Source organism: Sorangium sp. So ce302, from assembly GCF_051530145.1.
In the GTDB taxonomy this organism is placed as follows: Bacteria; Myxococcota_A; Polyangia; order Polyangiales; family Polyangiaceae; genus Sorangium; species Sorangium cellulosum_B.
Genome location: NZ_CP150326.1, coordinates 12,258,730 through 12,284,854, shown reverse-complemented (window position 1 = coordinate 12,284,854; position 26,125 = coordinate 12,258,730). Strand labels below are relative to the sequence as shown.

At 69.7% G+C, this 26,125-nt stretch carries 15 protein-coding genes and 1 pseudogene; 6 read left to right on the top strand and 10 right to left on the bottom strand.

The genetic code is table 11. The features are described from left to right. Window positions 1-39 precede the first annotated feature (39 nt). Together WME73_RS46475 and WME73_RS46470 are read right to left on the bottom strand one after the other, a co-directional pair. Entirely contained in the window at window positions 40-3,723 is a 3,684-nt protein-coding gene (locus WME73_RS46475) for an FIST N-terminal domain-containing protein (RefSeq protein ID WP_437913763.1), read from the bottom strand. A 19-nt stretch (window positions 3,724-3,742) separates the two neighbouring features. Continuing rightward, window positions 3,743-3,883 carry a hypothetical protein gene (locus tag WME73_RS46470; RefSeq protein WP_437913762.1) on the bottom strand — a complete coding sequence of 47 codons (141 nt, stop codon included), beginning with the start codon at window positions 3,881-3,883 and terminating at the stop codon, window positions 3,743-3,745. A gap of 544 nt (window positions 3,884-4,427) precedes the next feature. On the opposite strand from WME73_RS46470, the gene WME73_RS46465 reads away from it, so the two are divergent. After that, on the top strand, window positions 4,428-5,726 hold the full coding sequence (locus tag WME73_RS46465; protein WP_437913761.1) for a right-handed parallel beta-helix repeat-containing protein: 1,299 nt from the start codon (window positions 4,428-4,430) through the stop codon (window positions 5,724-5,726). Window positions 5,727-5,864: 138 nt separating this feature from the next. On the opposite strand, the gene WME73_RS46460 is transcribed toward WME73_RS46465, so the two are convergent. The 3 genes from WME73_RS46460 to WME73_RS46450 form a co-directional block, all read right to left on the bottom strand. Further along, entirely contained in the window at window positions 5,865-7,133 is a 1,269-nt protein-coding gene (locus tag WME73_RS46460) for a PP2C family protein-serine/threonine phosphatase (protein WP_437913760.1), read from the bottom strand. Window positions 7,134-7,190: 57 nt separating this feature from the next. Further along, complete coding sequence (locus WME73_RS46455) at window positions 7,191-8,213, bottom strand: hypothetical protein (RefSeq protein WP_437742700.1); 1,023 nt, start codon at window positions 8,211-8,213, stop codon at window positions 7,191-7,193. 185 nt (window positions 8,214-8,398) lie between these two features. Beyond that, entirely contained in the window at window positions 8,399-9,262 is an 864-nt protein-coding gene (locus tag WME73_RS46450; RefSeq protein ID WP_437913759.1) for a hypothetical protein, read from the bottom strand. A gap of 126 nt (window positions 9,263-9,388) precedes the next feature. Here WME73_RS46450 and WME73_RS46445 point away from each other — a divergent pair, with 126 nt between their 5' ends. Further along, entirely contained in the window at window positions 9,389-9,583 is a 195-nt protein-coding gene (locus WME73_RS46445) for a hypothetical protein (protein ID WP_437913758.1), read from the top strand. Window positions 9,584-9,739: 156 nt separating this feature from the next. Beyond that, window positions 9,740-11,464 (top strand): ABC transporter substrate-binding protein, encoded by a 1,725-nt coding sequence (locus WME73_RS46440; protein ID WP_437913757.1) that lies wholly within the window; start codon window positions 9,740-9,742, stop codon window positions 11,462-11,464. Between the two features lie 221 nt (window positions 11,465-11,685). Here WME73_RS46440 and WME73_RS46435 read toward each other — a convergent pair whose 3' ends face one another. From WME73_RS46435 to WME73_RS46425, 3 genes are all read right to left on the bottom strand, one after another. Then, entirely contained in the window at window positions 11,686-14,169 is a 2,484-nt protein-coding gene (locus WME73_RS46435) for a caspase family protein (protein ID WP_437913756.1), read from the bottom strand. A gap of 783 nt (window positions 14,170-14,952) precedes the next feature. After that, window positions 14,953-16,047 (bottom strand): PEGA domain-containing protein, encoded by a 1,095-nt coding sequence (locus WME73_RS46430; RefSeq protein ID WP_437913755.1) that lies wholly within the window; start codon window positions 16,045-16,047, stop codon window positions 14,953-14,955. Between the two features lie 416 nt (window positions 16,048-16,463). Then, a complete protein-coding gene (locus tag WME73_RS46425) occupies window positions 16,464-17,354 on the bottom strand; it encodes a hypothetical protein (RefSeq protein WP_437913754.1) in 891 nt (296 codons plus the stop codon). Window positions 17,355-17,753: 399 nt separating this feature from the next. Here WME73_RS46425 and WME73_RS46420 point away from each other — a divergent pair, with 399 nt between their 5' ends. Next, window positions 17,754-18,650, top strand: a complete 897-nt coding sequence (locus WME73_RS46420; protein WP_437913752.1) for a hypothetical protein — start codon at window positions 17,754-17,756, stop codon at window positions 18,648-18,650. A 927-nt stretch (window positions 18,651-19,577) separates the two neighbouring features. Here WME73_RS46420 and WME73_RS46415 read toward each other — a convergent pair. After that, the gene (locus WME73_RS46415; protein ID WP_437913751.1) at window positions 19,578-20,090 is read right to left on the bottom strand and encodes a ClpX C4-type zinc finger protein; all 513 of its coding nucleotides are present in this window, start codon (window positions 20,088-20,090) and stop codon (window positions 19,578-19,580) included. 1,492 nt (window positions 20,091-21,582) lie between these two features. On the opposite strand from WME73_RS46415, the gene WME73_RS46410 reads away from it, so the two are divergent. Further along, window positions 21,583-22,425: a hypothetical protein gene (locus WME73_RS46410; RefSeq protein ID WP_437917508.1), complete on the top strand. Its 843-nt coding sequence runs from the start codon at window positions 21,583-21,585 to the stop codon at window positions 22,423-22,425. Between the two features lie 550 nt (window positions 22,426-22,975). Next, window positions 22,976-23,862 (top strand): annotated as a pseudogene (locus WME73_RS46405) (hypothetical protein). Window positions 23,863-23,944: 82 nt separating this feature from the next. Here WME73_RS46405 and WME73_RS46400 read toward each other — a convergent pair. Further along, entirely contained in the window at window positions 23,945-26,122 is a 2,178-nt protein-coding gene (locus WME73_RS46400; protein ID WP_437913750.1) for a hypothetical protein, read from the bottom strand. Window positions 26,123-26,125: the final 3 nt, after the last annotated feature.

Below are 26,125 nucleotides of genomic sequence, written 5' to 3'. Positions count from 1 at the left end.
GCGTCACTTCTCCAGGAGCGCGGCGGGCGGTCATGGTGCTCATCGAGGGCCTTCGGCCTGGGATTTCGCGAAGCTCACGCTGCGGCGCTCACCGCGCGACTCGATCTGGAGGGTCATCGTACCACCGGCCGGCGCGCGCGCCCACGCGTCCGCCGCGGCCTTCCCGAAGATCTCGACCGAATGGACGGGGCGATCGTTGACCGAGAGCACGACGTCCCCCGCGACGATCCCTGGATCCGCGCCGCGCTGCGAGCGCTCCGCCGCGACGACGACGAGCTCGCCGGAGGTGCGTACCCGCGCCTCGAGCTGCGGGAAGAAGCGCGCCACGGTGAGCCCCTGGAACGTGGCCGTCTGGCGGTAGAGCTCCGCGGCCGCGTCGAAGCTCTGCCGGGACAGCCTGTACCGCGCAAAGGCGAGCACGCCGTCGCCTTCCCGCCGCACGACGGCGTCCACGCGCTCGGGCGTCGCGAACGCGCCGACCTGCGCGAGGAAGCGCCCGGCGATGCGCTCGACGATCTCCGCGCGCTGCGCCGCCCTGGCCTCGGCCGGCGGCTGCGCGACGAGGAGCTCGGCCGCGGGAGAGCCCGCGAGCTCCGCGGCGAGGCCGGACGTGAGGCGCTCGATCGCGCCGTTGCGCGCCGCCGCGAGCGCGCCCGACTCGCTGGCCGCGGGGCCGCCGCGGCCGACGACGAGCACGCTCTCGCCCTCGACGACGAACGGCCGCTCCACCCACGCGGGCGGGAGGTCGTCCATGACCGACCAGCCCGCCGCGCCGGGGCCGCTCGCGGGCGGCGCCGGCGCGCGCGCCTCCCCCGCGGGTGCTGCCAAGGCCGCAGGCGCTGCCGAGGCCGCAGGGGCCGCCGAGGCCGCCGAGGCCGCGGGCGCTGCCGAAGCAGCGGGCGCCGCCGAGGCCCCTGGCGCGGCGGGGCCGACGCCGCCGCGCCACGCCGCGAAGCCGGCGGCCGCGAGCGCCACCCCGCCGAGCAGCGCGAGGAACGCCGCGTTGCCGCCCGCGCCGCGCTGCTGCGGCGCGGCGGCGCCCGCGCCGTGCTGCTGCGCCTCGGGCGCCGCGGCCTGCTGCTGCTGCGAGCTCGCCGCAGGCAGGGCGGGCGGCGGCGGGACCGAGGGGGCGCGCGTCGCGTGGGCGCCGAGGACGTAGAGCAGCGAGCGGGAGCCGTCGAAGGCGAGCGGCGTGTTGCAGCGCTTGCAGGTGACGCTCGGGTCCTGGCCGCCGCGGAGCAGGGGGGCGTGCCGATCGACCTCGACGAGCACCGTCCGGGTCGCGCTGCAGGACGCGCAGCGGCCCTCGACGACCGCGGACTCGATCCGCGCGAGCTCGGGCCACGAGGGGCCCGCCGTGCGCTCGGCGAGCAGCCGGGGACAGCCCTCGATGCGGATCGCCTCGACGGCGCCGTCGAGCTTGCGGAGCGCCGACTCGAAGCGCGCCGCGCCGTCGGCGGTGACCGCGGGGACGCTGCTCATATCGAAGACGACCTGGCCCTCGAGGCCGTCGATGATGCGGCTCCAGCGGATCGTCGCGGTCAGCTTGCTGCCCACCTTGAAGCGGGTGACGCGCCCCTCGACGGACTTCTCCACCACGTCGCCGACGGCGGGCTCGTCGGCCCTCTCGAGCTCGTGGAGGATCTCGCGCACCTCCGGCGGGATCGCGCCGGCGCCGTGCTGGGCGACGAACCCGAAATACGTCTCCGCGTCGTCGTCGAAGGCGCCGGCGCCGTCGCAGCGGGGGCACACCGCGTCGGGCGGCTTGCCCTCGGCGAGCGAGGCCGCGTCGTGGGCGCAGTCGACGAGGCGCTCGAACTGGGCGCCGCACGACTCGCAGCAGTACGGCGCATAGAACGAGACGACCCGCCCGTTGCCGGCGAACCGCCGGATCATGCTGAGCTGGTTGATGACCGGCTCGGAGCAGCGCGCGAGGTAGAGAGCGCGGAGGCGCGGCTGGGCCGCATGGATCATCTGGAGCCACTCGCGGACGCCGAACGACGTGATCCGCTCGACGCCGGCGAGGTCGAGCAGGACCTTGCCCTCGAGCTCCCGCGCGAGCGCCGCCCCCTTGAACGCCTCGGTCATGCGCCCGGCGAGCCGGACGACGAGGACGTCGCCGATCGTGCGCCGATCGAACGCGAGGCTGTCGAGGCGGCCGGCGGCGCCGGCGGGCGGCACGCTCCGCGTCGGCGCGGCGCGGGGCGCCCAGGCGGCGGGCGGCGGCCGGTCCACGGTGGTGGGGCTGTGCCCCGACGAGACCGGCCCCGAGGCGGGCTCGGCGCTTTGCGGGCGCGACGCCCTGCGGCCGTTCGGCGGCACCCGGATGGTCGGCCGCGGCTCCTCGCCCTCGCGCCCCGGCGACAGCGGCGACGGCCCCGGCGTCGCGCTCGACGCCGACGCCGGCGCGTCGAAGGAGGTCTCGGACGTGAACGTCGAGTCCGACGCGATCTCGAGCTCCTCGAACTCCGCCATCCCGCCGGCCGGCTGCGCGACGACGCGCGCCGCCACGGCCGGCGCCCGCTTCGCGGCGCGCGGCCTTCGCTCCCGCGGGCCTTCGCTCCTGGCGAGCGGCGTGGGCGCCTCGGAGAGCACGGTGAGGGTCATGGTCTGGTTGTGCAGGTCGCAGTGGCCGGTCGCGTACGGCGAGATCTCCCCGTACGAATAGAACCCCGTCACCTGCGTGCCCTTCGGCAGCACGTCCGCCACCGCCTCGACCTCTTCCTCGGTCCGGTCGCCCAGCACGATCCGGCGCCCCACGCAGCTGATCGCGATCGCCAGCGCGCTGTCCCCGCCCGCCCTTCCCGCCTCGCTCGCCGCCCTCGCCGCCAGCTCCGCGCCCCCGATCAGCCGCTCGAAGTCCGCCTTCATCAGCTGCACCAGGTGCCCTCTCGGCACGTCCCCCGCGAACGTCAGCGACTGCGCGTCGTGGTCCACCGCCAGCACCGTCCGCACCAGCGCCTTCTCGTCCTGCGCCGTCGCGCGCAACGCCAGCGGGAACAGGAGCGCCGACGCCGGCAGCTCCGCCGCCTTGTCCCCGAGGTACTCCTTGTACAGCGAGAGCGCCGGGCGGCCGTCGACCTCGTAGAGCACGTTGCCCTCCGAGCGCGTCACCACGCGCTCCGGCCCGAACTTGTCCCAGCCCCCCTTGGACCCGTGCTGGATCACCACGTGCTCGCCGTACAGCCCCACGGCCGCCACGAGCCCGCTGCGCACCACGTCCCCCGCGCACACCCACGTCCGCTTGAACTGCGTCCCGTCCCCGGACAGGCCCCCGGTCACCACCACCGACTCCGGCAGCACCGCGTTCAGCCCGCGCACCAGCTGGCTGCCGTTCACCCCGAGCCCCTCCGACAGCACGAGCACCCCGCGCAGCCCCGGCCGCTCCAGCTTGCGCGCCAGCGCCTGCCCCGCGGCGAACGACGCAGGCGCGCTCGCCACCTCCACCTGCGCCGTCGCGAGCGTCGTCCGCTCGAACCGCGCCACCGCCACCGTCAGCGTCCCGTCGCGCACCGACGTGCCTGCGATCTCGCCCGCGCTCGAGCACCCCACCATGTGCGACCGCGGGTACGCCCGCCGCAGCTCGCGGATCGCCCCGGGGTCGTCGAGGAGCTCCGGCGCCCCGAACGCGAGCACCAGCGTCCGCTCGCTGTCGAGCACCGGCAGCACCCGCACGGACCACTTCTTGGTGTCCCGATCGTAGTGGAAGGTCTCGAGGATCATGGGTCTCCTCGCTCTCAGGCTACAGCACGCGGGCCGCGGCGAGCGTCGCGACGTGACGGCGGAGCTCGCTCATCCGCCTGCTGCGCCCTGCGCTCGGCGCGGCGCCTGGGCTCGGCGCGGCCGGCTGGACGCGGGCCTGGTTCGGCGGCGACCGCTGCAACGTGCCTCGCTCCTGGGCGCACATGACCGGGAACCGGGGGCCGGCGCTTCGCCATGCTCGATGGCGATCGATTTGTCGAGCACGCTCGAGGAAGGCCAGCGCAGCGCGTTTCCGATCGGTCAAAACAATCTTCCACCGACGGCCAGCGGTCGGCATGACACCCAGAGCGTGATCGGCTGATCCACCGGCAAAAGCCAACGATCCCAACGGCTTCACTCGTTCTCGGAACATCCCAACCACCCACGCTGGCGCCTGGGAGCACGTCCACCACGTGACGCCGATCGTCGGTCTGGGACGTGCGTCTGCGCCCGCGATGAGATCATGAGCTGAGCGTCGAAGCCGCTCTGTCGTCGACGATCATCCACGCGACGAGACTCGCGAATTTGGATTGCCGACGCCTTTTCCGGATTCCATCATTGCGGCCGACTCGCTGTATCCCTCGACGCTGGATAGCGTCGACGACGAACACCGATCCACGCGGGGAGGCGTCAGCTCGCGCCCCCGACCGGCGGCTTCGACTTTCAGAACAGAGAGGAGCACCAGGATGAAGTCAACGATTCTCTTGCTAACATTAACTACAGCGCTTCTGGCTCAGAGGGGCGCCCTGGCGGCAACTTACTATGTCGACTGCGACATCGGCGATGACGATGGGGAGGGCGACGCGGACGACCCATGGCAGACTCTTCAATTCGCCGTCGACAACATCAATAACGGCGATACGATCATCGTGCGCCCCGGGTTCTGTGAGGGCTGTCGCATCGGGGAGTCAGGGGCGCCAGGCGCAGGGAGAAAGACCCTGAGGGCCGAGCCCGGCGTCACGATCGATGTGCCGGGGCCTGAGAACCGACACGAAAGCAACATCGAAGTCGAGCTCTTTGACAGCACGGTGAGCCACTGGATCATCGAGGGCTTCGAGCTGACGGGTGCGCCTAGATCCGGCGTCGATCTACGCGGCACAAGCGACATCACCGTCAGGTACTGCTATGTCCACAACAACGGCCGGACGGGCATATTCACCGCGTTCAGCGACGACGCGGTGATCGAGTACAACGAATCCGCCTTCAACGGCGAGCATGGGGTGTACACCAGCAACAGCGGAGATCGCCCCCAGATCCGCGGCAACCTCTTCCATCACAACGCCGCCGCTGGCGTTCACATGAACGGCGACAGGAGGTTCAGGCCGGGCGACGGGGTCATCACCGGCGCCACCGTCGAGCAGAACAAGATCTGGGAAAACGGCACGCTCGGGGCCTCGGCGATCAACTGCGATGGGGTCAGCGACAGCATGTTCAGGAACAATCTGCTCTATGAGAACCACGCGAGCGGCATCTCGCTCTATGCGATAGACGGGTCCCAGGGGTCGAGCCGCAACCAGGTTTACAACAACACGATCGTGATGGCGGGAGGCAGCCGCTGGGTGATCAACATCCCACGCTCGAGGGGCGGCATCTCCGATCCGGTCGGCAACAAGATCAAGAACAACATCCTCTATACACCGCGGGCCGACAGGGGATCCATCCTGATCTACCGGCCCACCATCGCCGGCTTCGAGAGCGACTACAACGTCGTCGTGAACCGCTTCAGCACGAACGGCGGCAGCTCGATCATCAACCTGAGCAGCTGGCAGAGCCTCGGCTATGACAGGAACTCGCTGATCGCCTCTCCGACGAACCTCTTCGTCGACCCGGACGACCCGATCGAGCCCGATTTCCACCTGAGGCCAGGCTCCATGGCCATCGACAGGGGAACGACGGTCCCTGTGCTCATCGATCTGGAGGGGGTCCCTCGGCCGCAGGGGCCCCGCTGGGACATCGGTGCTTATGAATTCGTGAGCAGCCAATGAAGGGCGATCGGGTCGCGCTCGCGGGTGCTGCCCACAGCAGCGCCGGACGCCGTACCTCCGCGAGAGGCGGAGCTCGACCGGGTTGGCGGCCACGGCGAGGGCGCGCTGGGGGATCTGCGGCGCCGTCCTCGGGGTCGGCTACCGCACGCGGGCCACGACGAGCGTCACGTCGTCGTCGAGGGCGCGCTCGCCGCGGAACCTGGACACCGCCGCGACGATCGCGTCCCTCGCCTCCTCGGGCGCGCAGGCGGCCACGCTCTGGAAGAGCGATCGCAGCCGCTTCTCGCTGAACTGCTCGCTCGACTCGTTCTCGCACTCGGTCACGCCGTCGGTGAACCAGAGGAGCGCGTCGCCGCCCTCCAGGGCGACGGTGCTCGACGTGTACTCGGCCGAGCTCGCCGCGCCGAGCGGCTCGCCCTGCGCGGCGAGCTGCCGGATCGCGTTGTTCCTGACCAGGTAGGGGAACGGGTGCCCGGCGTTCGCGAGGGTCATCGAGCCGGCGCCGGGGTCGAAGATGCACGCCGCGCAGGTCATCAGGAACTTCTGCTGCCCCGCCTCGAAGATCGAGCAGTTCATGACCCGCAGCAGCTGCGCCGGGCTGATCGCCTCGCGCGCGAACGTGCGCACGACGTCGCAGGCGGCCTTCGCCGCCCCCGTGATGATCGCGGACGAGATGCCGTGCCCGGTCACGTCGCCGACGACGGTGAGCAGCCTGCCGTCCGGCAGATCGTGGAACGTCCACCAGTCGCCGCCGCACTCCGCCGCGGGCTGGAAGTGGCTGGCGAGCCGCAGGGAGGGCCGCTCGATGACGTCCTCGCTCGGCACGAGCATCTGCTGGACGGCGCGCGCGACCTCGAGCTGCTTCTTCAGCGACGCCTTCTCCGCCGTGTCGTAGAGCAGCTGCACCAGCCGGTCCCCGAGCGCGACGAGCTGGACGCGGACCTCGTTGATGGCCTCGTCCGAGCCGCTCGCGCCTGCGGCGTCCTGGCCGGCGGGGGCCTGGGTCGCGCCGTCGGGCGCCGCGCTGCTCAGGGAGAAGAGCTCGCCGAGCTTCGACGCGAAGCGCCGCTTGGCCGTGGAGATCGTCGAGCCGACCTCGATCGGCCGCGACGGCTCGACCTGCGAGCTCGCGGCGTCGTGGAAGATGGTCAGCGCGTCCCCGATGGCCACGACGACGCTGCGCAGGCGGTCCCGCTCGGCCAGGAGCTGCCGGTGCAGCGCGCCCATCTCGTTCGTGGAGAGGTCGAGCGAGCGGGTGAGCAGGCTCCGATCGTCGGCGACGTGGCGGTAGTGCTCGCTGATGCGCGCGACCACCTTGTGCCAGGTCTCCTTGTCGGGCGGCGCGTCGAGGTCCTCGAGCCCGAGGCGCCTGAGCTGCCGCGCGAGGAGCGGATCGATCTCAGCCATGGCGCCCGCCTCGGCCGGCTCGTCGTCCTCTTGCGCCGCGCGCGGCGAGCGCGGGCGTCACCACCCGGTCCGCTCCAGCGTCTCCATCGCCGGCGTGGAGCGCTCGAAGAAGTGGAGGGACGCCGGGAGCGAGCGGAACTCGCGCGGGTTGACGTCGAGGTCCCAGAAGGACGTGACCATGGTCGAGGCCATGGGCGAGACGTCGACGACCAGCACGGCGCCGGCCGCGTAGATCTTGAGCATGCCGAGCCCGGCGCCGCCGCGCGACGTGTCGAGCACGGGGGCGCTCGTCGAGTCGGCGCCGCGGGCGCTCAGTCCGCGGGTGATGCCCTCGAAGACGTGGTGTCGCCGGAGGCCGCCGAACGGATCGTGGGCCTGGAGGGCGAGGTACGCGCCGTCGGTGCCGAGGCGCAGGGTGGGGATCTCGTTCTCCTCGAGCACGAGGTCGCGCCGCCTGTCGTGCGCGTAGCGGGGGCGGCCGCGGCGGTCGACGGGGGCGTCGTACATGGCGTTCATGAGCAGCTCGTGCGCGAGGGCGGCGATCCGCTCGGCGACCCGCGCGGGGGCGCCGGAGCGCTCGGCCCAGTGCGCGACCTCGGCGACGGTGCGGTCGCGGTCGTCGCTCGTGCGGGGGCGCCATTTCACGATGGTGGCGCCCCAGGAGAGCAGGTCGGAGAGCCGAGGCGGCAGGGCGAGCGGCTTGAGGATGCGGCGGGCGGCGAGGGCGATCTCCCAGGGCCGCGGCATGGAGGCGAAGCTCGGCCAGCCGACGATGCTGGAGAGGCGGGGCTCCTTCAGGGCGGCGTGGAGGATCGCGTCGGTGCTGCCCGAGGTCCACACGAGCAGGTGCATGCTGGGGTATCGCTCGGCCGCCCACTCGAGCGCGAGGTCGAGATCGGCGGCGTCGCAGCCGAGCAGCAGGGGTCGCTCGGACAGCCGGGCGCGCAGCTCGGCGGGATCGCTGGCGACGGGGACGTCCTGCAGGCCGGAGGCAGCGGACATCGCGCGGGCGATGCGCTGGCCGACGACGCGGTTCCGCTCGAGGACGGCGATCGTCGCTTTGGGAGGAGAGGCGCTCAAGGGCTCACCGCGGGTTATCCCCCGGGCAGCCGCTGCCCTGGGGGGTGGACACGGCCCATTACATCACAGCGCGCGTCCGAGAGGCGCCGTGAAGACGCCGAGCCGCCGCGTGGGCGTGGAGGCGCGGGGGACGCTCGCCCCCGCAGACGACCGCACATGCAGGGGCGGCGGCGCCGCCGTGCCGGTCACCGGACGCACTGAGACCAGGCCGTCTTGTTGTTGACGGTGTGCTGCTCCCAGTCGAGCGTCGTTGGATTGTACTCGAGCCAGACGCCATCGGTCCAGTTGTTCGACGTGAAGGGCCCGCCCAGCCCTGTCATGCCGCACGCCACCCCGCCGACCGAATTGCTCGCCAGAGGATCGACGCGATGGTTGTTGCCGGCGAGCCACTGCCATGCACCGTAGTTTTGCGGCACGTCCACGCAGATGGCCTTCACCGTGGCCGTCACCGGGGTATCCACGCCCGTGGTGCTGACGCCCTCGAGGAACCACTCGCCCGAGGCATCCTTTCGCACCCTCGCGTAGTCCGTGATCCAGTTGTTGAACCTGAACGCGCCGTCGCTGATCACCTGCGTGAGGAAGCACCGCCGTGACGACGTGCCGAATCCCATGCTCGTCGGCAGGCCCTCCCCCGGTCCCCAGGTCCAGGTGGATTGAGCCGTCCTGTTCTCCGCCGTGTTGACGCACACGGCGTTGGCGCCCAGGTTCTGGCCGCTGGCGGCATCGACGTTGAGGATCCAGTCCCCGCCGGACCGCTGCACGCGCACCGCGGCCTGAGAGCTGGCCCCGAGCTTGCCCCAGACGCCTGCGAGGAAACACGTCCGGTCGACGTCCGTCCCCAGGTTGAGCTCGCAGCTCCCGCCGCATCCCCAGCTGTACCCCGACCAGCCGATCGCCGCCTGGGCCTCCCCGACGGGCTCGTCCAGGGTCCCCTCGTCCTCATCACCCATCTCGCTCACACAGCCCAGCGCCAGGGGAGCGACGATCAGCGCCAACGCCGAGCCGAGATGAGCGCTCCAGGGCTTGTTCATCAGCGGATTCGATCTCATGGGAGGAGCTCCTTGGCAGAGGGGAAGTGGAATCGATCTCAAGTTCAGGGCAACACTACGACATCTATCTTTTCCGACGGCGGTTTGTCAACACGGTTAACTTTCAGTCAGCGCCTTCTCTCCGACATGAAGCATGAAGGCGGAGGGCTCTCCTGTCGGGGGAGCGCGGGCGCGCGACCCGCTCGGACAGGCGTCCACCTCCAGTTCCAGCTCCAGCTCCAGTTCCAGTTCCAGCTCCAGTTCCAGTCCAGGCGTCCCTCGCCGGACGGCGGCGGCGGAGCGCGCGGCGCCTGCCAGATCTGCACATTGACACCCACATGACTTAACCGGTAAAGTGCGCCTTGCCATGCCGAGCACGGCGTGGAGGACCTCGCGCGCTCGTCCGTCGTCCCTTGTTTGCCGGGCTTCGGCGCCGCGCGCTGTCACGGGGATGGAGCGTCGCGGGGACCCGACGTCGCCCGCGCGGAGAGGCTTGTCATGAAGACTGGACTTATGTCGCGTCGCATCTTCTTTCTATCGGCGCTGATGCTTTCCGCCAGCGCCGCCGCGGGTTGCTCTTCCAAGGAGAAAGCCGAGGCGGCGCGTGGCGCTCCGGACGGGTCGGCGGCGTCCGCGCCGAAGCCTGCGGCGAAGGGCGCCTCGATGGTCACGATCTCGAGGGAGCAGCAGGCTTCCTGGGTGCGGAGCTTCAACCCCCTGCTCGCCGAGGGGAGCGTGCGGTTCCCGACGCTCGCCGGCATCTACGAGCCGATGCTCATCTTCAACACGATGAAGGGCGAGTACACGCCGTGGCTCGCCACGAAATACGCGTGGAGCGACGGGAACAAGAGGCTCACCTTGACGACCCGCTCCGGCGTCCAGTGGTCGGATGGACAAGCGTTCTCGGCGAAGGACGTGGTGTTCACGTTCGAGCTCCTGAAGAAGCACGCCGCGCTCGACCTCTCGGGGGTGTGGAAGTTCGTCGAGTCGGTGAAGGCGACGGACGACACGACCGTCGAGTTCGCGTTGAAGCGGCCGTACGTCCCGGGGCTCAGCTACATCGGCCACCAGCCGATCGTGCCGGAGCACAAATGGAAGGACGTCGCCGATCCGGTCACGTACGCGAACGAGAACCCCGTGGCGACGGGGCCGTTCACCGAGATCAAGACCTTCCAGAACCAGGTGTACGAGCTCGGCAAGAACCCGAACTACTGGCAGAAGGGGAAGCCGGCCGTCGATGGGCTGCGCTTCCCGGCGTACCCGGGCAACGATCAGGTCAACCTGGCGATCATCAACGGCGAGGTCGACTGGGCGGGCGCGTTCGTCCCCGAGATCGAGAAGGTCTATGTCGCCAAGGACCCGGCGAACCACCATTACTGGTTCCCGCTCGTCGGCGGCATGGCCACGCTCTACCCGAACAGCACGAAGAAGCCGTTCGACGACGTGCGCGTGCGCAAGGCGATCAGCATGGGCATCGATCGGGCGCAGATCGTGAAGATCGCGTCCAACGACTACACCCAGCCGGCGGACGCGACGGGGCTCGACGACTCCTACGAGCGCTGGCGCAACCCGAAGGCCGTGGCGGCGGGCGACTGGGTGAAGCTCGACGTGGCGAGGGCGAAGCAGCTCCTCGACGAGGCCGGGTACGCGCCGGGCCCGGACGGGATCCGGGTGAAGGACGGCAAGCCCATGCGCTTCGAGATCAACGTCGTCACCGGCTGGTCCGACTGGGTCCGCGCGGTCCAGATCATGACCCAGAACCTCAAGCAGCTCGGCATCGACGCCTCGCTCAAGGCGTACGATTTCAGCGCATTCTTCGAGGCGCTCCAGAAGGGCACGTTCGACATGTCGATGGGGTGGACCACCGTCGAGCCCACGCCCTACAACTACTACCGAGATCTCATGTCCGCGGAGCTCGTGAAGCCCGTCGGCGAGGCGAGCGCGCGCAACTGGCACCGCTACGGCGACAAGGAGGCCGACAAGCTGCTCCAGCAGTTCGAGGCAGCGACGGAGTCAGCCGAGCAGAAGCGCATCCTCGACGAGGTGCAGATGCTCTATGCGCAGAACGCGCCGGTGATCCCGCTCTTCAAGAACCCGTCCTGGGGCGAGTACAGCACGAAGCGCTTCACCGGCTTCCCCACCAAGGAGAACCCGTACGCCAAGCTGTCGCCGAACAACCCGCCGGAGTACCTGCTCGTCCTCACGGAGCTCAGGCCGAAGTGACGCGCCGCGGGCCTCCGCGGGGGATACCGCGAAGGCCGCGTCGACGGTGATCCCCTCCTGACAACTCCTCTCATTTTGTTGGCATTTTAGCGAGAAATTGAACAGGGAGGCGGGGAGACGTGGAGATTCATGAGATCTCACTCCCCGTCTCCCCGCCTCCCTGTAAATTCCACCCCACGTGCGAGCGCCTCGACCCAAATCTCTTCTGCGTTGGCCGTGCGTCAGGCGGCGGCCCCGAACCCGAGGGCGAGGTCCTTGCGCCGGACCGCCCGGATCACCTCCGGAACGACCGAGGTGGCGATCCCGATGGCGAGCGGTAGCCACTTCTCTTCGCCCTCGGCGCCGCCAGCGGGCAGCCGGCTCGACGCCGGCGGCGCCAGCTCGAAGGAGACGTCTTTGCCTCGGATCGCGCTGATCATGCCAGGCACCGCGCTGATCGCAGCCGGGACAGCCGCCCGCGCCAGCGCCGCGACCCACTTCTCCTCGGCGTCTGCGGTATCGCCGTTCCCGGCGTACACACCGTTGGCGGCCCCGGCTTCGGGCGCGAAGTCCTTGCGCCGGACCGCCCGGATCACCTCCGGAACGACCGAGGTGGCGATCCCGATGGCGAGCGGCAGCCACTTCTCTTCGCCTTCGGCGCCGCCAGCGGGCGGCCGGGTCGCAGCCGGCGGGGTCTGCTCGAAGGAGGCGTCTTTGCCTCGGATCGCGCTGATCATGCCAGGCACCGCGCTGATCGCGGCTGGCACAGCCGCGCGCGCGAGCGCCGCCACCCACTTCTCCTCCGCGCCTGCGGCATCGCCGTCACCGGTGTTGTACCCACCGTCCGTGGCCGGCGCTTCGGGCGCGAACTGCTTGCGCCGGACCGCCCGGATCACCTCGGGGACGAGCGATGCGGTGACGCTGGCAGCGAGGCCTATCCACTTCTCTTCACTCATTTGCGTGGCATCCGCCGGCGCTCCCGCCTGCGCTCTCATGCCCGTGTTGGCCTGTGGGGCCCCGGCGCCTGTCGCCTGGGACGTCGCGCCTTGCTGCCGCGGCGCCCCGCCCGCGGCGATGGCCGGCGAGGCCTGCTCGAAGGAGGCGTCTTTGCCTCGGATTGCGTTGATCATTCCCGGCACCGCGCTGATCGCGGCTGGCACAGCCACCCGCGCGAGCGCCGCCACCCACTTCTCTTCCGCGCCTGCGAACTCGCCGTTGCCGGCGTACCCACCGTTCGCGGCCCCGGCTTCGGGCGCGAAGTCCTTGCGCCGGACCGCCCGGATCACCTCCGGGACGAGCGATGCGGTGACGCTGGCGGCAAGGCCTATCCACTTCTCTTCGCTCATTTGCATGGTATCCATCGAAGCGCCCTCCTGTTCTCTCCTGTCCGTGTTCACCGGTGGTGCGGCCGCCGTGCCTGTCGCCTGGGACGTCGCACCTTGCTGCCGCTGCTGTCCGCCCGCCGCGGCGGCCGGCGGCGTCGCGGGCCGCGCTCCTGTCGCGCCCGCGGGCGCTGCCTCGGCCGGGCGCTGCTGCTGCGTCGCGGGCCGCGCTGTGGCGCCCTCAGGGGCTGCCTCGGCCGGGCGCTGCTGCTGCGTCGCGGGCCGCGCTGCTGTTGCGCCCGCGGGGGTCGGCTCGGCCTGGGGCTGCCGTGGCTGCCCCTCCGCCGGCGTGGTCGGCGACATCGCGGCGCCACCGGTCGCCGGCCTGGCGTTCGGCGGCGAGCCGGGCGCTGCGCTGCCGGCCGTGGTCCTCGTGGGCTGGGCGCTCTTCGCGGCGCCCTTCGCGGGCTGGCCGGGTGCCTCGGCCGGCGCGGCGGCTGCGCCAGGAGCCAGCGTCAGGAAGCTCGACTCAGCGAGGCCGGCCGGCTCCGCCGGCACCTTCAAGAGCGGAGTCTGCCGGAACCCCATCTCCTGGAGCTTGGCGCGGACGCCCTCGTGCACCTCGGCGATCGACGGCTCGTCGCCCGCAGCGCCGAGCACTTGCTGCAGCGCGGACGAGAAGGCCGACAGGCCCTCGGTCGCCGAGGTCGAGGCCGCCGCCGTCTCGTTCTCGGAGCAGGCCGAGAGCAGCAGTCCATTGAAGGTGAGCTGATCGGTCTCGTCCCCACCGCCTTCGCCCGGCGCGGCCGCCTTCCCCGCGGCGATCGCCTCCCGGCCCAGCACCAGCCGCTTGACGCCCGCGTCGCTCGCGATCTGCACGCTGCCGAAGGGCCGCGGGACGAGCGGCCTGCCGATGAGGCTCTTTTGCTCCTGCTGCACGTCCGGCGGCGGTGACCACGCCTTGCTGCGCACGAGCTCGACGCGCCCGCCCATCGCGACCTGCTTCTGCATCCCGCCGGAGAAACAAGAATCGAGCACCACCGTGAGCACGCCAGGTGGGGCCGTCTGGCTGAGCTCGCTCAGGCGGTTGTCGAACAGGAACTGCATGTCGCCGAGGACCAGGCACTCTTCGAGGTTCTCGCCACGCGGCTGCTGAAAGCCATGGCCAGAGTAGAAGAAGACCAGCCGGTCATCAGGGCCGACATTCTCGAATAGCCAGGCGAGCCCCTCCTCCACGTTGGCGACGGTAGCGTCGCCGTCGTAGAGCTCCTTGAACTCACTGAAGCCGTAGCGCTCGCTCAGCAGCGAACGGAACTTGGCTGCATCCTCGAGGCAGCTCGGGAGGTTGTTGTCCTCGCTACCGTAGTTGTTGATCGCCGTCAATAATGCTCTCTTCGATGCCATGTGAATACCTCCTGTCAAAAGCGGGGCGAGGCCGAGACCGCCCCCGCGTGACCGTCAGGCGCTCTCGATAGGGTTGCCGGGCACGCTGGTGGACCTCGCTTCGCTCAACCGGTGAGGGCCCCGCCCCTGCCGCCGTATCGAGACCGGGGAGACAAGGGAGCGAGCGAGCGCCCAGACGGCCTGCTTTCGGGCCGCCTGGACACGGTGTCATCAGGCATTTCCAGGGTCGCGAACGAGTACGTCGCCCCCCTCAAACGGATGCGCTCGAGGCGGCCGACACATCAGGACGCGTCGGCCTGGGTGCACCTGAAATGACCGCACACCTCGAGGCGACCCTCGTTATGTCCAATCGAGATCCGGGTTCACGATCCGCCCGATTTTCGCAAGCCCTGCTCGTCGTCCGCCGTACGGATCGACACAGGGAGCGGGACGATCGATGAGCACCCGACATGCCAAGCTTCGACGCTGCACGTGCTCGGGAGAGCCCCTCCGGACGATGACAGAAGCGCTACGTCTCGTTGCATTGCTCGAATGTTTCACGAGCGCTGCCCTCGTTTTCGGCTCGTCGTGCGCCTTACGGTGCGCACGGGGCAAAGAGCCTCAGTGTGGCGTTCCTGAGTGCTGTCTGGCGCGACGCCCTCGCGAGCGGGGGCTTCTCCTGTTCGTCGCAGCAGGGGCGGGCGCACCGAGATAAGAAGAGCTCGTCAAGCGCGAGGGAGCTCATCTGCAGGAAGCGAGCTAGAGTGGCGGCTGGCGAGGGGGGGTGCGTCACGGGTGGCGGGGTCACCACGCCCCGAGCGCCACAACGCCGATCTGCTGGGCCGTCGTCACCGGCAAGACATGGAGGGCGGCCGGCGCCGCCTTCGCTCGCGGGGACGAGGAGCCCGCGAAGAAGGACACCACGGTCGCAGCGCCAACGACGACCCCCGTCGCGACAAGGGCGGCCCCGAGGACGCGGGACGTGTCGCGCTGGACGCGCAAGCGGTGGAGCTCGGGGCATGCGGAGGGCTGCGGCACCTGGCGACACGCGTCCCACGTCGATGCTGGATCGCGGTTGAGGCCGCCGCCGCGCTCGTCGATGTCTCGATCGAGGACGTTCGCCCGGAGCATGAAGACAGTCCCCGAGGAGATGGCGGCCGTCGTGACGGCGATCCCCGCGATCCGCAGTGTTCCCGGCCACGACGCCCAGGGCCCAGGCGCCGGGGCCGCGGCCGGTCCGACCGGGCCGCGCTTCGTCGCGCTTGGCTCGGGGGTGCGCGGGGGCGCCGGGGCCACGCGCGACAGCGTCAGCGTCGCGCCGATCGTCGCCCCGCCGGCGATCTCGACCCGATGAGAGAGCTCCTCGTATCCCGACAGGCGGGCCCGGAGCGTGTGTTTCCCCGGATCGACGAACAGCTCGAGGACCGTGGCTCCCGTCCCGATCGGCTCGTCGTCCAGGAGGACCTCGGCGTCGGGCGGGGCGGCAGCCACGTAGATCCTTCCGACGTGCTCCAGCGCCTTGTTGAACCCGGCCGTGAACCGGCGGACGAGCGGCTCCTTCAGGGCGGCATCGTGTTCGAGGCTCTCCCCCAGGTGCTCGGCGGCCTCCCGGTGCTTGCCCTGCTCCAGCTCGGAGAGCCCGAGATACCCGAGGACCTCGGCCAGCTGCACCTCGGTCATCCCGGCGGCGTCGGGCGCCGCCAGGGCGGCCTCGAAGCTCGCCTCGGCGTCCGCCCACCGCTTCGAGAAGAAGGAGATCCGGGCCTTCTGGCGCAGCGCCGCGGCCGCCGGCGGCGAGCCCCCGGGCGGCGGCGCCGCGCGCGAGGGCCCCGTGGCGCTGATCAACGCGCCGAGGAGGCAGCACCGCAACAGGACCGACCGCAAGCGCAAGCGCGTCATGGATAGCCAACCTTATCAACGACGTCCCCAGCCCGGCAACGGCGCGCGCCCGGGCCGGTGCGTGCGTCTCCACGACGATTTTGACGTCGTCTCTGGAATGCAACCGACCGAGGCCCCAGCGTGCCGTCGTCCCCTCGCACGCACGGCAAGGGCGCTCCGGACGAGCGGCCGCGCCCCGGAAGCCTGAGCGCCCGGCAGCGAGCGTCGGTTCTGCGGCGCTTCGTCGACAGGCTCGACGACAGACGCCGCGCGGTCTTCATCGAGCATCGCTGTCCCAGGCCCAACGCCGGTCCAGCACGGTGAGGCAGAGGGGTAGATTCGATCCCTACTCGCCTCCTTGGATCAGCACCGAGCACGAGTCCCTCGATCTGGTGAGCTATCTCATCGACAGCCCGATGGGCCGCCTCCGTCAACCGTCATGAGAGCACTTCGATGGCCGTCGTCGCCCCAAGGACGTTATCGATCCAGCGGTCGAGGGTCGCCATGTCCGTGCATGCCTGGACGCGCTCTCTCTCGCTCTCGCCGAGCACGATCCCGGCCCGCGCGAGCAACCGAAGCAGGGTGTCCCTCTTGCCTTCGAGCTTGCCCTCGCGCAGGCCCTCGAGCTTGCTGCGATCCATGAGCTCCCGCACGAACGGAAAAGTCGTCTCGCCTTCGATCTGCCGTTCCATGACCAACGCCTCCAGAGCCCGCCGCATGGGCTCACGCAACCCGCTCCAGATGACCTGAAAGTAGACCATGGCGTGCTCCTGGTCGAGCCGGCCAAGGGCAACGAGCGCCGCCCGGACCACGGTGAGCCCGTTCGGCCCGTTGCCGTGCGCCACCGCCGAGAGCACGGCGAGCTCCGCCTCCTTCCCGGCCTCGTCAGGGTCGGTGATCTCGGGGACGACGGCCGGACCGAGCACCAGCGGCTCGACGTTGCCGCGGCCCAGGCCGAGATCGATGGTCTCCGCCGCCCAGGCGGCCACGCCGGCGTCCGGTGCGACCACGAGGACGACCGTGCCGCAGCGCTTCCTGGCGCGTACGACCGTCACGTACGTCGGCCACGAGAACTTCTTGTCCGGGTCCACGTCGCGCTGGACCTCGACGACGATCGCCAGAACGAGCGTGCCGCTCGTCTCTCGAAGCTCGAGCACGAGGTCAGCGCGGAACTCCACCGGGATGAGCTGCTCGAGCGACGACTCGACCACCGCGACCGAGGCGTGCGGCGGCACCTCGATGTGGAAGAGCGTCGCGAGCAGGTGGGGCGCGAGCTCCGGGTGCTCACGGAACATCTCGACGAGGGCGTTGTGCTCGAGCGTCGGCATGATGTTCGGCCTTGAGCACCCCCCATGCCGGCACGAAACGACGGGAAAACTCGGCGACAGTGCCGACTCAGGGGTGGCGGCGCCATGGCGGGTGGCGGCCAACACTCCCCCTCCACCTCCACGGCGGTGGCCCATGCGCCAGCCAACCTCTCCGCGCTCGCCTCCCTGAGCCCCGGAGGCAACGGCTTGATTCCGCTCGTGTATCCGAGGGCCCCCACGTGCAGCCGCCCCGTGCCCTGACCGCCGCGGGGCACGCGCGGGCCACACGCCGTGACGAATCCGAGGAGCTCCCCGGAATTCATGAGTGGGAGAGCGCAGCTCGGCCCCTGCGGGCCCCACGGCACGAGCCTGGCGCGCCGCGCAATCCAGCATGACCGCAACCACTCTAGAGACGCCCCGATGCCCTCAGTGACCCATGAAGCCCTGGTGGAGCTGTTCAAGAACCGGCCGACGCTGGCCGCCGAGATGCTGCACGACGCGCTCGGCCATCCGGTCCCGACCTTCACGGAGGCGCGCGTCGAGTCCTCCGATTTCACCGAGCTCGTGCCCTCCGATCGCCGCGCGGACGTCGTCGTTGTGCTGCTGGTCGGCGAGCAGCAGCAGCCCGCGATGGCCATCGTGGTCGAGGTCCAGCTCGGCGTGGACCCGGACAAGCCCTACGTCTGGCCGGTGTACGTCACCCAGACGCGCGCCCGGCACCGCTGCCCAACCCGGCTGCTGGTCGTGACGATCGGCGCGGCGATAGCGCGGTGGAGCGCGCGGCCGATCGACACCGGCCACCCTGGCTGGACGCTGACGCCGCTGGTGCTCGGGCCCCAGCGCGTCCCGGTCGTCACCGACGTCGAGCAGGCGAAGGCGGCGCCCGAGGTCGCCGTGCTCTCCGCGATGGCGCACGGACAGAGCGAGGCGGCGGAGGCGATCGGCGAGGCATTCTTCGCGGCGGCGGCCGGGCTCGATGAGGAGCGCCGGGCCGTCTACGGGGATCGGGTGCTATCCTCGCTGAACGCAGCGGCGAGGCGGAAGTTGGAGGCGATGATGAAGAGCGGTTATGAATTTCAGAGCGAGTTCGCGCGCAGCTACGTAGCAAAGGGCCGACAGGAAGGCCGGAAGGAGGGAATCCTCGAAGCCAAGGCGCACGACGTGCTCGCCTTCCTCGAGGCCCGCGGGCTAGAGGTCCCCGCCGAGGTCCGGGAACACGTCCTCGCGAGCACCGACCTCGACGAGCTGGATCGCTGGATCCGCCGCGCCGCCGTGATCAGCGACGCCAGGGAGCTCCTCGCCACGACCGGCTCCTGAACCGACGCCTCGGGCTTCAGGAGCAGACGAGCGCGCTGCTCCTGTCGCCTGAAGGCGACGGCAGGTGGCCCATGCGCCAGGCTGCTTCTCCGCGCTCGGCTCCTTCGGCGCCAGCGGTAACGCCGGCGGCCCCGGACATGACGGTACCCGGGCTTCCGGTACGACAGGTTCGGAGTCGCCTCGGTTTTCGGAACGAAAATCCACGGCTCTCGCCATGTCGTCCGGGTGGAGGCGCCGGGAATCGATCCCGGAGCTGACTCGGAGGGCCAGCTGCGCACGAAACACGGAGCACCCCCTCTCGTGCAGCCCCGTGCTCTGACCGTCGCTGCACACGCGGATCACACGGCGTAATGACCTCGCGGAGCCACCCGGAATTCATGAGTGGGAGGACGCTGCTCGGCTCCTGTGGACCGACCGCAGGAGCCCGGCACGTCACGCAAGTCAATCATGACTGTAACCACCAGGACCCGCACGACGAGCCCGCCTCCGTGCTCCTTGAGCGCCTCCGTGCTGCGCGCGAGCAGAACGTCAAGACCACCAACGGCGCCGGCCGCCGCCGCACCGCCGCATCCCCGCCCGCCGCCCCGACTGTTCCAGAGAGGAAATCCCCTGCAAACCGCCGAAGCCAAGCTCTAGCGCGTTCTCGAGGGTAGCAAGCAATTCCCGGTGCCGCACTACCGGCGGCCGTACTCCTACTCCTGGCAGTGGGCGCAGTAAAAGGCATCTGGCAGCCTCGGCTGCCGGATGGGCCGACCATGATGGCCGCGACCGGGAGCGCTCATCGCGCCTGGCGATCGTCAGCGGGCAAAGTCCATCTGATTCATCACCACGCCGATGGGCCGCATCCGTCAACTGTCACGAGAGCACCTCGGCGTTCCGCTCCCAGCGGACGCGCAGGGGCGGGTCGTGCGAGCCCACGAGATCGATCTACTCGGTCTCGCTCGCGGACAGCTCTATTCCTAGCACTTCACAGGCCAGGCGAGTACAGGAGGCGCAGATGTTGGCTTCTGGCCCGGCTACAAGCTTCGATTCTGTATCGGTCTTTCCGCAGAACGAGCATGACCTGGGTACCGCAGTTTCTGTTACGTGCGCGACCTCGCCTTGACGTGCGTTGAGGTGGCGTCCGGTTCCGGCAAGTTCTTCGATGACGGCCATTGCCGTATACATCAATCTGATGGACTCGCGTGTTACTGCAAGGAGGCCTTGCGCGATGGTCGTGGACGCTTGAGCCAAAGCGGCCGGACTTGACACCGCCTCCCTACAGTGTTTCAGCGCTGAATCCGCATTGTCAATAGTGACGCTCAAGAAATCCTGGTAGCGACTCAGTGCCTTGCGTCCAAGATGCAGATCCTTTGTCGCGCGTTCAAGATGCTCGGCCGCTGCACTTCGCGCGAACTGAACCAGGTCTTTAACCGCCGTGATCTCGTCATCGAGCGTCATGTTACGGACATCCCGAACTACTGCGCCTTTTTGAGGCATGCGGTGAGCAGTGCTGAAGCAGCCGCCCAGCACGCGAGTCGGAGGTTTGGCGGAGACGCGTTACACAGCTTCATGTTGTGCTTCCATGCCGTGTAGCATTGCTTCTTCGTCCATTCCGGCGATATAGGCTCGTTGCTTGTCTCGTTCTCGTCGAGGGAGTACGGCCCTTCCGCGATCGCTGCGCTCGCCTGAAATTGTAATTGCCAACACCGACCGCGTCAACGTAATTGGTAGCTGGGCTCGCCGTCTCGGCCATCGACTTTGTATGTATTCCCATTGTGCCCAGGAATCCGAGCGCAAGACACCAGCGTGTCAGCAGAAATCCTTTTGTTCCCATGGCACGGCTCCATGCACGGCATTGTTTCCTCGTACACGCAGTTGACTGTCACGCGAGCGAGCGGTTTCAGCGATTGGGTTCGGGACGTAGTCGAGCATCGGGAGGCGCACGTCAGCGAGCTCAGGAAGAGCGCCGGAGCTGACTCGGCCAGCTCGGTCGCGGTAGGGACGGCCCTTCGCCCCGTCGAGCTCGGACCGCCCCCCGCACGGATCCCAGCGAGCGGAATTGCCGCACTGGGCTCCTGCCTCGGGTTCGGACGTCAAAGCGCTCGTCAGGCCAGGGATGCAGCACGCGGGCCGGAGGGATCCACCGCTGTTCAAGCTCCTTCATCCGCCCCCAGTCCGTCCGGTCACGTTGGCCCCGACGCCGCAGGGCGCGGTGCCACATACGGACGATCTGCGTACGGAACGACGACAGCGTATGGATGTTCGTCGGCACGGCGTGGTACGCAAAGTATCCGCGCACCACCTGCGCTGGATCCACAGGTCGAAGACGTAGTGCAAGTAGACATTCGCCAGCAGGGGCAACACCGTCGCCCCCTGGGAGGATCCCTGCTCGCTTTCAGTCCAGCGACTCCTGGCGCGGACCTCTTCTTCAGCGAGAGGTAGGCATCCCGAAGCCGATCCACGGTGAGGTGGTGGAAGAGCGCCGTGAATCTTGCTTTCCTGTCCTGTCGTGCCCTCTGGCGTATACGGTCGAGCGCACTGGGCGCACCTTCGATCCGGCTCTGCGTCCGGAGTGCGTTTTGCGTCGGCGCCCGGGACTGCCTGATTTCGCGGCTCAATACCCTGCCCTTGCGTACCCCTGTCAACGCTTCGCGGGCCCCCTTGCGGGTGCAGGCGCATGACTCGGGGCCGTTGTGGGTCGCTACTCCTTCAACGTAAGGCTCTTTCATCCTCATCTTCCTGCCGGTTTATCCCGGCGCACTATCCGTTCGGTAGAGCCCATCCTGACGTCGAGCCGGTCAGGGACATAGGCTTGCCGTGCGATGCGAGAGCGACGGCAGGGCGCCGGCAACGGCGGCGAGACCGGACCGAGGGGCCCCGAAGCGACGCCCGAGGAGCGCACGGCCGGTGACGGCGGCGTGCGAAGGCGGCGCCCCAGCAAGTCGAGCGCATTGGCCGCGGAGACCGAGCCGCAGAGGAGCGGCCGCAAGCGGCGCGCGTCGAGTCCTCCGATTTCACCGAGATCGTGCCCTCCGACCGCCGCGCGGACGTCGTCGTTGTGCTGCTGGTCGGCGAGCAGCAGCAGCCCGCGATGGCCATCGTGGTCGAGATCCAGCTCGGCGTGGACCCGGACAAGCCCTACGTCTGGCCCGTGTACGTCACCCAGACGCGGGCCCGGCACCGCTGCCCAACCGGGCTGCTGGTCGTGACCATCAACGCGGCGATGGCGCGGTGGAGCGCGCGGCCGATCGACACGGGCCACCCTGGCTGGACGCTGACGCCGCTGGTGCTCGGGCCCCAAGGCGTCCCGGTCGTCACCGACGCCGAGCAGGCGAGGACTGCGCCCGAGGTGGCCGTGCTCTCGGCCATGGCGCACGGACAGAGCGAGGCGGCCGAAGCCATCGGTGTGGCCTTTTTTTCGGGGGCGGCGGCCGGGCTCGATGAGGAGCGCCGGGCCGTCTACGGGGACCTGGTGCTATCCTCGCTGAACGCAGCGGCGAGGCGGAAGTTGGAGGCGATGATGAAGAGCGGTTACGAATTTCAGAGCGAATTCGCACGCAGCTACGTGGCAAAAGGCGTGGAGAAGGGCCGGGAGCAGGGGCGGCTGGAGGGAATCCTCGAAGCCAAGGCGCGCGACGTGCTCGCCATCCTCGAGGCGCGCGGGCTCGAGATTCCCGCCGAGGTGCGGGAACGCGTCCTCGCGAGCGCCGACATCGACGAGCTGGATCGCTGGATCCGCCGCGCCGCCGTGATCAGCGACGCCCAGGAGCTCCTCGCCACGACCGGCTCCTGAACCGACACCCCGGGCCCCAGGAGCAGCCGAGCGCGCTGCCCCTATCGCTGGGCGGCGATGCAGGGTGCCTCCTGCCCTCCCTACTTCTCCGCGCTCGCTTCCCTGAGCACCGGCGGCAACGCCATCAGCCCCGGGCGCGGCCGATACCCCGGCGTCTGGTACGACAGGATCGGGATCGTCTCGCTTTTCAGAACGAAAACACACCGCTCTCGCCATGTCGTCCGAGTGAAGGCGCCGGGTGTCCAAGCCGGAGCTGAATCGGAGGGCCAGCTACGCAAGAGCCACACCGGACGCCATGTCCGAGGCATCGGTACGGCGTTGGCGACCGTCGAGGGCTTGATTCCGCTCGTGCGCCCGAGCGCCCTCCCCTCTCGTTCAGCCCCGTGCCATGACCGTCGGCGCACACGCGGGTCACACGGCGTGATGACCTCACGGAGCTGCCCGGAATTCATGAATGGGAGGACGCTGCTCGGCCCATGCGGGTCCCACCGCATGAGCCTGGCGCGCCACGCAAATCCAGCATGATTGCAACCATTCGTGAGACCACTCCATGCCCTCAGTGACCCATGAAGCCCTGGTGGAGCTGTTCAAGAACCGGCCGACGCTGGCCGCCGAGATGCTGCACGACGCGCTCGGTCATCCGGTCCCGGCGTTCACGGAGGCGCGCGTCGAGTCCTCCGATTTCACCGAGATCGTGCCCTCCGATCGCCGGGCGGATGTCGTCGTCGTGCTGCTGGTCGGCGAGCAGCAGCGGCCCGCGATGGCCATCGTGGTCGAGGTCCAGCTCGGCGTGGACCCGGACAAGCCCTACGTCTGGCCGGTGTACGTCACCCAGACGCGCGCCCGGCACCGCTGCCCGACCGGGCTGCTGGTCGTGACCATCGACGCGGTGATGGCGCGCTGGAGCGCGCGGCCGATCGACACTGGCCACCCTGGCTGGACGCTGACGCCGCTGGTGCTCGGGCCCCAAGGCGTTCCGGTCGTCACCGACGCCGAGCAGGCGAAGGCGGCGCCCGAGGTGGCCGTGCTCTCGGCCATGGCGCACGGACAGAGCGAGGTGGCGGAGGCGATCGGCTTGCCTTTTTCTCGGGGGCGGCGGACGAGCTCGATGAGGAGCGCCGAGCCGTCTACGGGGACCTGGTGCTATCCTCGCTGAACGCAGCGGCGAGGCGGAAGTTGGAGGCGATGATGAAGAGCGGTTACCAGTTTCAGAGCGAATTCGCGCGCGGCTACGTAGCGAAAGGTCGGCAGGAGGGAATCGTCGAAGCCAAAGCGCACGACGTGCTCGCCATCCTCGAGGCCCGCGGGCTGGAGGTCCCCGCCGAGGTGCGGGAACGCGTCCTCGCGAGCACCGACATCGACGAGCTGGATCGCTGGATCCGCCGCGCCGCCGTGATCAGCGACGCCCAGGAGCTCCTCGCCACGACCGGCTCCTGAACCGACGCCCCGGGCCCCAGGAGCAGCCGAGCGCGCTGCCCCTGTCGCCAGACGGCGATGCGGGGTGTCCCCTGCACCCCTCCTACTTCTCCGCGCTCGCTTCCTTGAGCGGCGGCGGCAGCGCCGGCAGCCCCGGACGCGGACGATACCCCGGCTTCCGGTACGACATGATCGGGATCGCCTCGTTCTTGTACGGCGCGCTCTCCCCCGGCTTCGGGCACTGATCTCGCACCCAGTACACGTCGAACGCCACGATCTCGTCCTCCGGCCGCCCGGTCCGCTCATGGTACCTGAGCAGGTAGTCCTGGAGGCCCGGCTTGCGAAACGCCTTGTTCCGATCGAGCCGGATCCGGTTGAAATAGTCCTGCTGGATCTGCCCGAGCCCCAGCCCCCGCGCGTCGGAGAGGTTCAGATCCGGCGGGAGCCCCGTGAACGGATCCACATGCCGGCCGTCGACCGTGATCGCGTCCACGCTGATCGACCCGTCGTCCGTGATCGGGTTCGGCGCGAACATCCCCCACCCCTGGAGGATGCGCGGATACACGATCGTCGCCTGAACGAACTTCGGCTGAGTGTGCTTGAGGAACGCCGGAACGCTCTTGTTCTCGTTGATGGCCTGGCTCACCGCGCAGAGCCCTAGGTACGCGACCAGCGCCTCCCGCGCGATCGTCCTTCCGCGGGCGAAGCGCTCCGCGAGCGGCGACGGGCTCTCCACCACGCCCGCCCCCCGCCCGCGCGGCGCCCGATCCAGCCCGAAATACCGCGCTATCCCGTCGCGCCGCCTCGAGACGACCCCGAGCAGCGCGCCCGGCGCGCCGAGGGCCAGCGCCCAGACGAACGGCCAGGCAAAGCGACCTCCAGGGAGCGCCTGCACGATCTCGCGCAGCGCCGCCGCGCCGCGGAACACCCGCCCATCCGCCGGGTCGGCCGCGTCGCGCACCTCGAAGAGCTCCGGCCGGAGCTCCCCTCCCCCGGCCGCCTCCGCGCCGTCCGCCGGGACAGCGCGCGCCTCCTCGAACCGGAGCAGCTCCAGCGCGTCGAGCCGGACAAGGAAGCGCATGAGCGCGAACGCGAGCGGCGAATCGCCGTCATAGACGACGACCCGGGGCGCCGCGCGGCGGCGGTACCAGCGCTCGAGCGCGTCCCAGTGCTGCGCCGTCGGCAGCAGGAACGACCAGGCGATCATGAACCACGAGAACGGGCCGAGGCGCATCATCACCCCGAACGAGCCGTGCAGGGCCCACATCCCCCCCATCGCGAGCGCCCGCGTGAAGCGGCGGCCATAGGGCGAGAGGATCCACGTGATGAGCAGCGCCTCGAGCACCAGCACGCCCCAGGTGAGCCCCTTCATCGCCCAGAAAGGGATGAGCTCCCGCGCGAGGACGGCGATCCCGGTCACCATGCGATCGAGGTGCAAGACGTAGTGCACCGTCTCGCCGCGACGCCAGATCTGGCCCGACTTGTTGACGACGTTGAAATAATAGATGGTCGCCAGGTTCAGGATCGCGAGGAGCACGATCCCCGAGACGTACGGCCGCTCGGCCCACTCGGGACGCCTCCGATCCGCGAGATCGGCGGCCGTCCGCTCCCGCCGCTCACGGTACGAGCGAATCAGCGCGTCGACGGAGAAGCGCCTGCCGGTCGGCATGAACATGGCCCAGCAGGTGATGATGTTCACGACGACATAGCCGCCGTTCTCGATCATGACGATCCGGTTGTCCCTGCTCGCCACGAGCACGAACGCCAGGATCGAGAACAGCCGCGTGTTCCATCCGACGAAGAAGCAGAGAAAGCAGAAGAGCGAGAGCGCGAACGCGACGTGGACCTCTCCCGTCGACGAGAACGCGTGATACAGGCTGAAGTTGTATCCGCTGCTCGGGTGGAAGAGGTGATAGTGGTTGGTGAGCACCCCTTCGTTGCTGTAGATCCAGCTCGCCTCGGCCCAGTGGCGCACGCAGTCGGCCGAGAGGAGGAAGCCGAGCACCAGCCTGAACAGGCCGAGCGTGCGGACGTCGATGGTGCAGTAATGCTCCTTGATCCATCGCCCCACGCGCCGGAGGCGCCCCTCGGCCGGACGCCTCGGAGCCCCGCCCTCGGGCGCTCGCGGCGCGCCCTCACCGCGCGGCGCGCTCTCCCGCGGCTCGCCCTCGCCGGGCGGAACATCCCCTGTCGACGCGCCCTCACCGGGCGGCGCGCCCGCGCCACTTCCGAGCGCCGCGTCGGGTTCCGCGGCGCTCGGGTCCTCGTCAGGCCGACCCATCCG

Coding starts and splice junctions, on each gene's coding strand:
- WME73_RS46475 (WP_437913763.1), bottom strand. CDS start 3,723: ATGATCCTCGAGACCTTCCACTACGATCGGGACACCAAGAAGTGGTCC.
- WME73_RS46465 (WP_437913761.1), top strand. CDS start 4,428: ATGAAGTCAACGATTCTCTTGCTAACATTAACTACAGCGCTTCTGGCT.
- WME73_RS46460 (WP_437913760.1), bottom strand. CDS start 7,133: ATGGCTGAGATCGATCCGCTCCTCGCGCGGCAGCTCAGGCGCCTCGGG.
- WME73_RS46450 (WP_437913759.1), bottom strand. CDS start 9,262: ATGAGATCGAATCCGCTGATGAACAAGCCCTGGAGCGCTCATCTCGGC.
- WME73_RS46445 (WP_437913758.1), top strand. CDS start 9,389: ATGAAGCATGAAGGCGGAGGGCTCTCCTGTCGGGGGAGCGCGGGCGCG.
- WME73_RS46440 (WP_437913757.1), top strand. CDS start 9,740: ATGAAGACTGGACTTATGTCGCGTCGCATCTTCTTTCTATCGGCGCTG.
- WME73_RS46435 (WP_437913756.1), bottom strand. CDS start 14,169: ATGGCATCGAAGAGAGCATTATTGACGGCGATCAACAACTACGGTAGC.
- WME73_RS46430 (WP_437913755.1), bottom strand. CDS start 16,047: ATGACGCGCTTGCGCTTGCGGTCGGTCCTGTTGCGGTGCTGCCTCCTC.
- WME73_RS46425 (WP_437913754.1), bottom strand. CDS start 17,354: ATGCCGACGCTCGAGCACAACGCCCTCGTCGAGATGTTCCGTGAGCAC.
- WME73_RS46420 (WP_437913752.1), top strand. CDS start 17,754: ATGCCCTCAGTGACCCATGAAGCCCTGGTGGAGCTGTTCAAGAACCGG.
- WME73_RS46415 (WP_437913751.1), bottom strand. CDS start 20,090: ATGACGCTCGATGACGAGATCACGGCGGTTAAAGACCTGGTTCAGTTC.
- WME73_RS46400 (WP_437913750.1), bottom strand. CDS start 26,122: ATGGGTCGGCCTGACGAGGACCCGAGCGCCGCGGAACCCGACGCGGCG.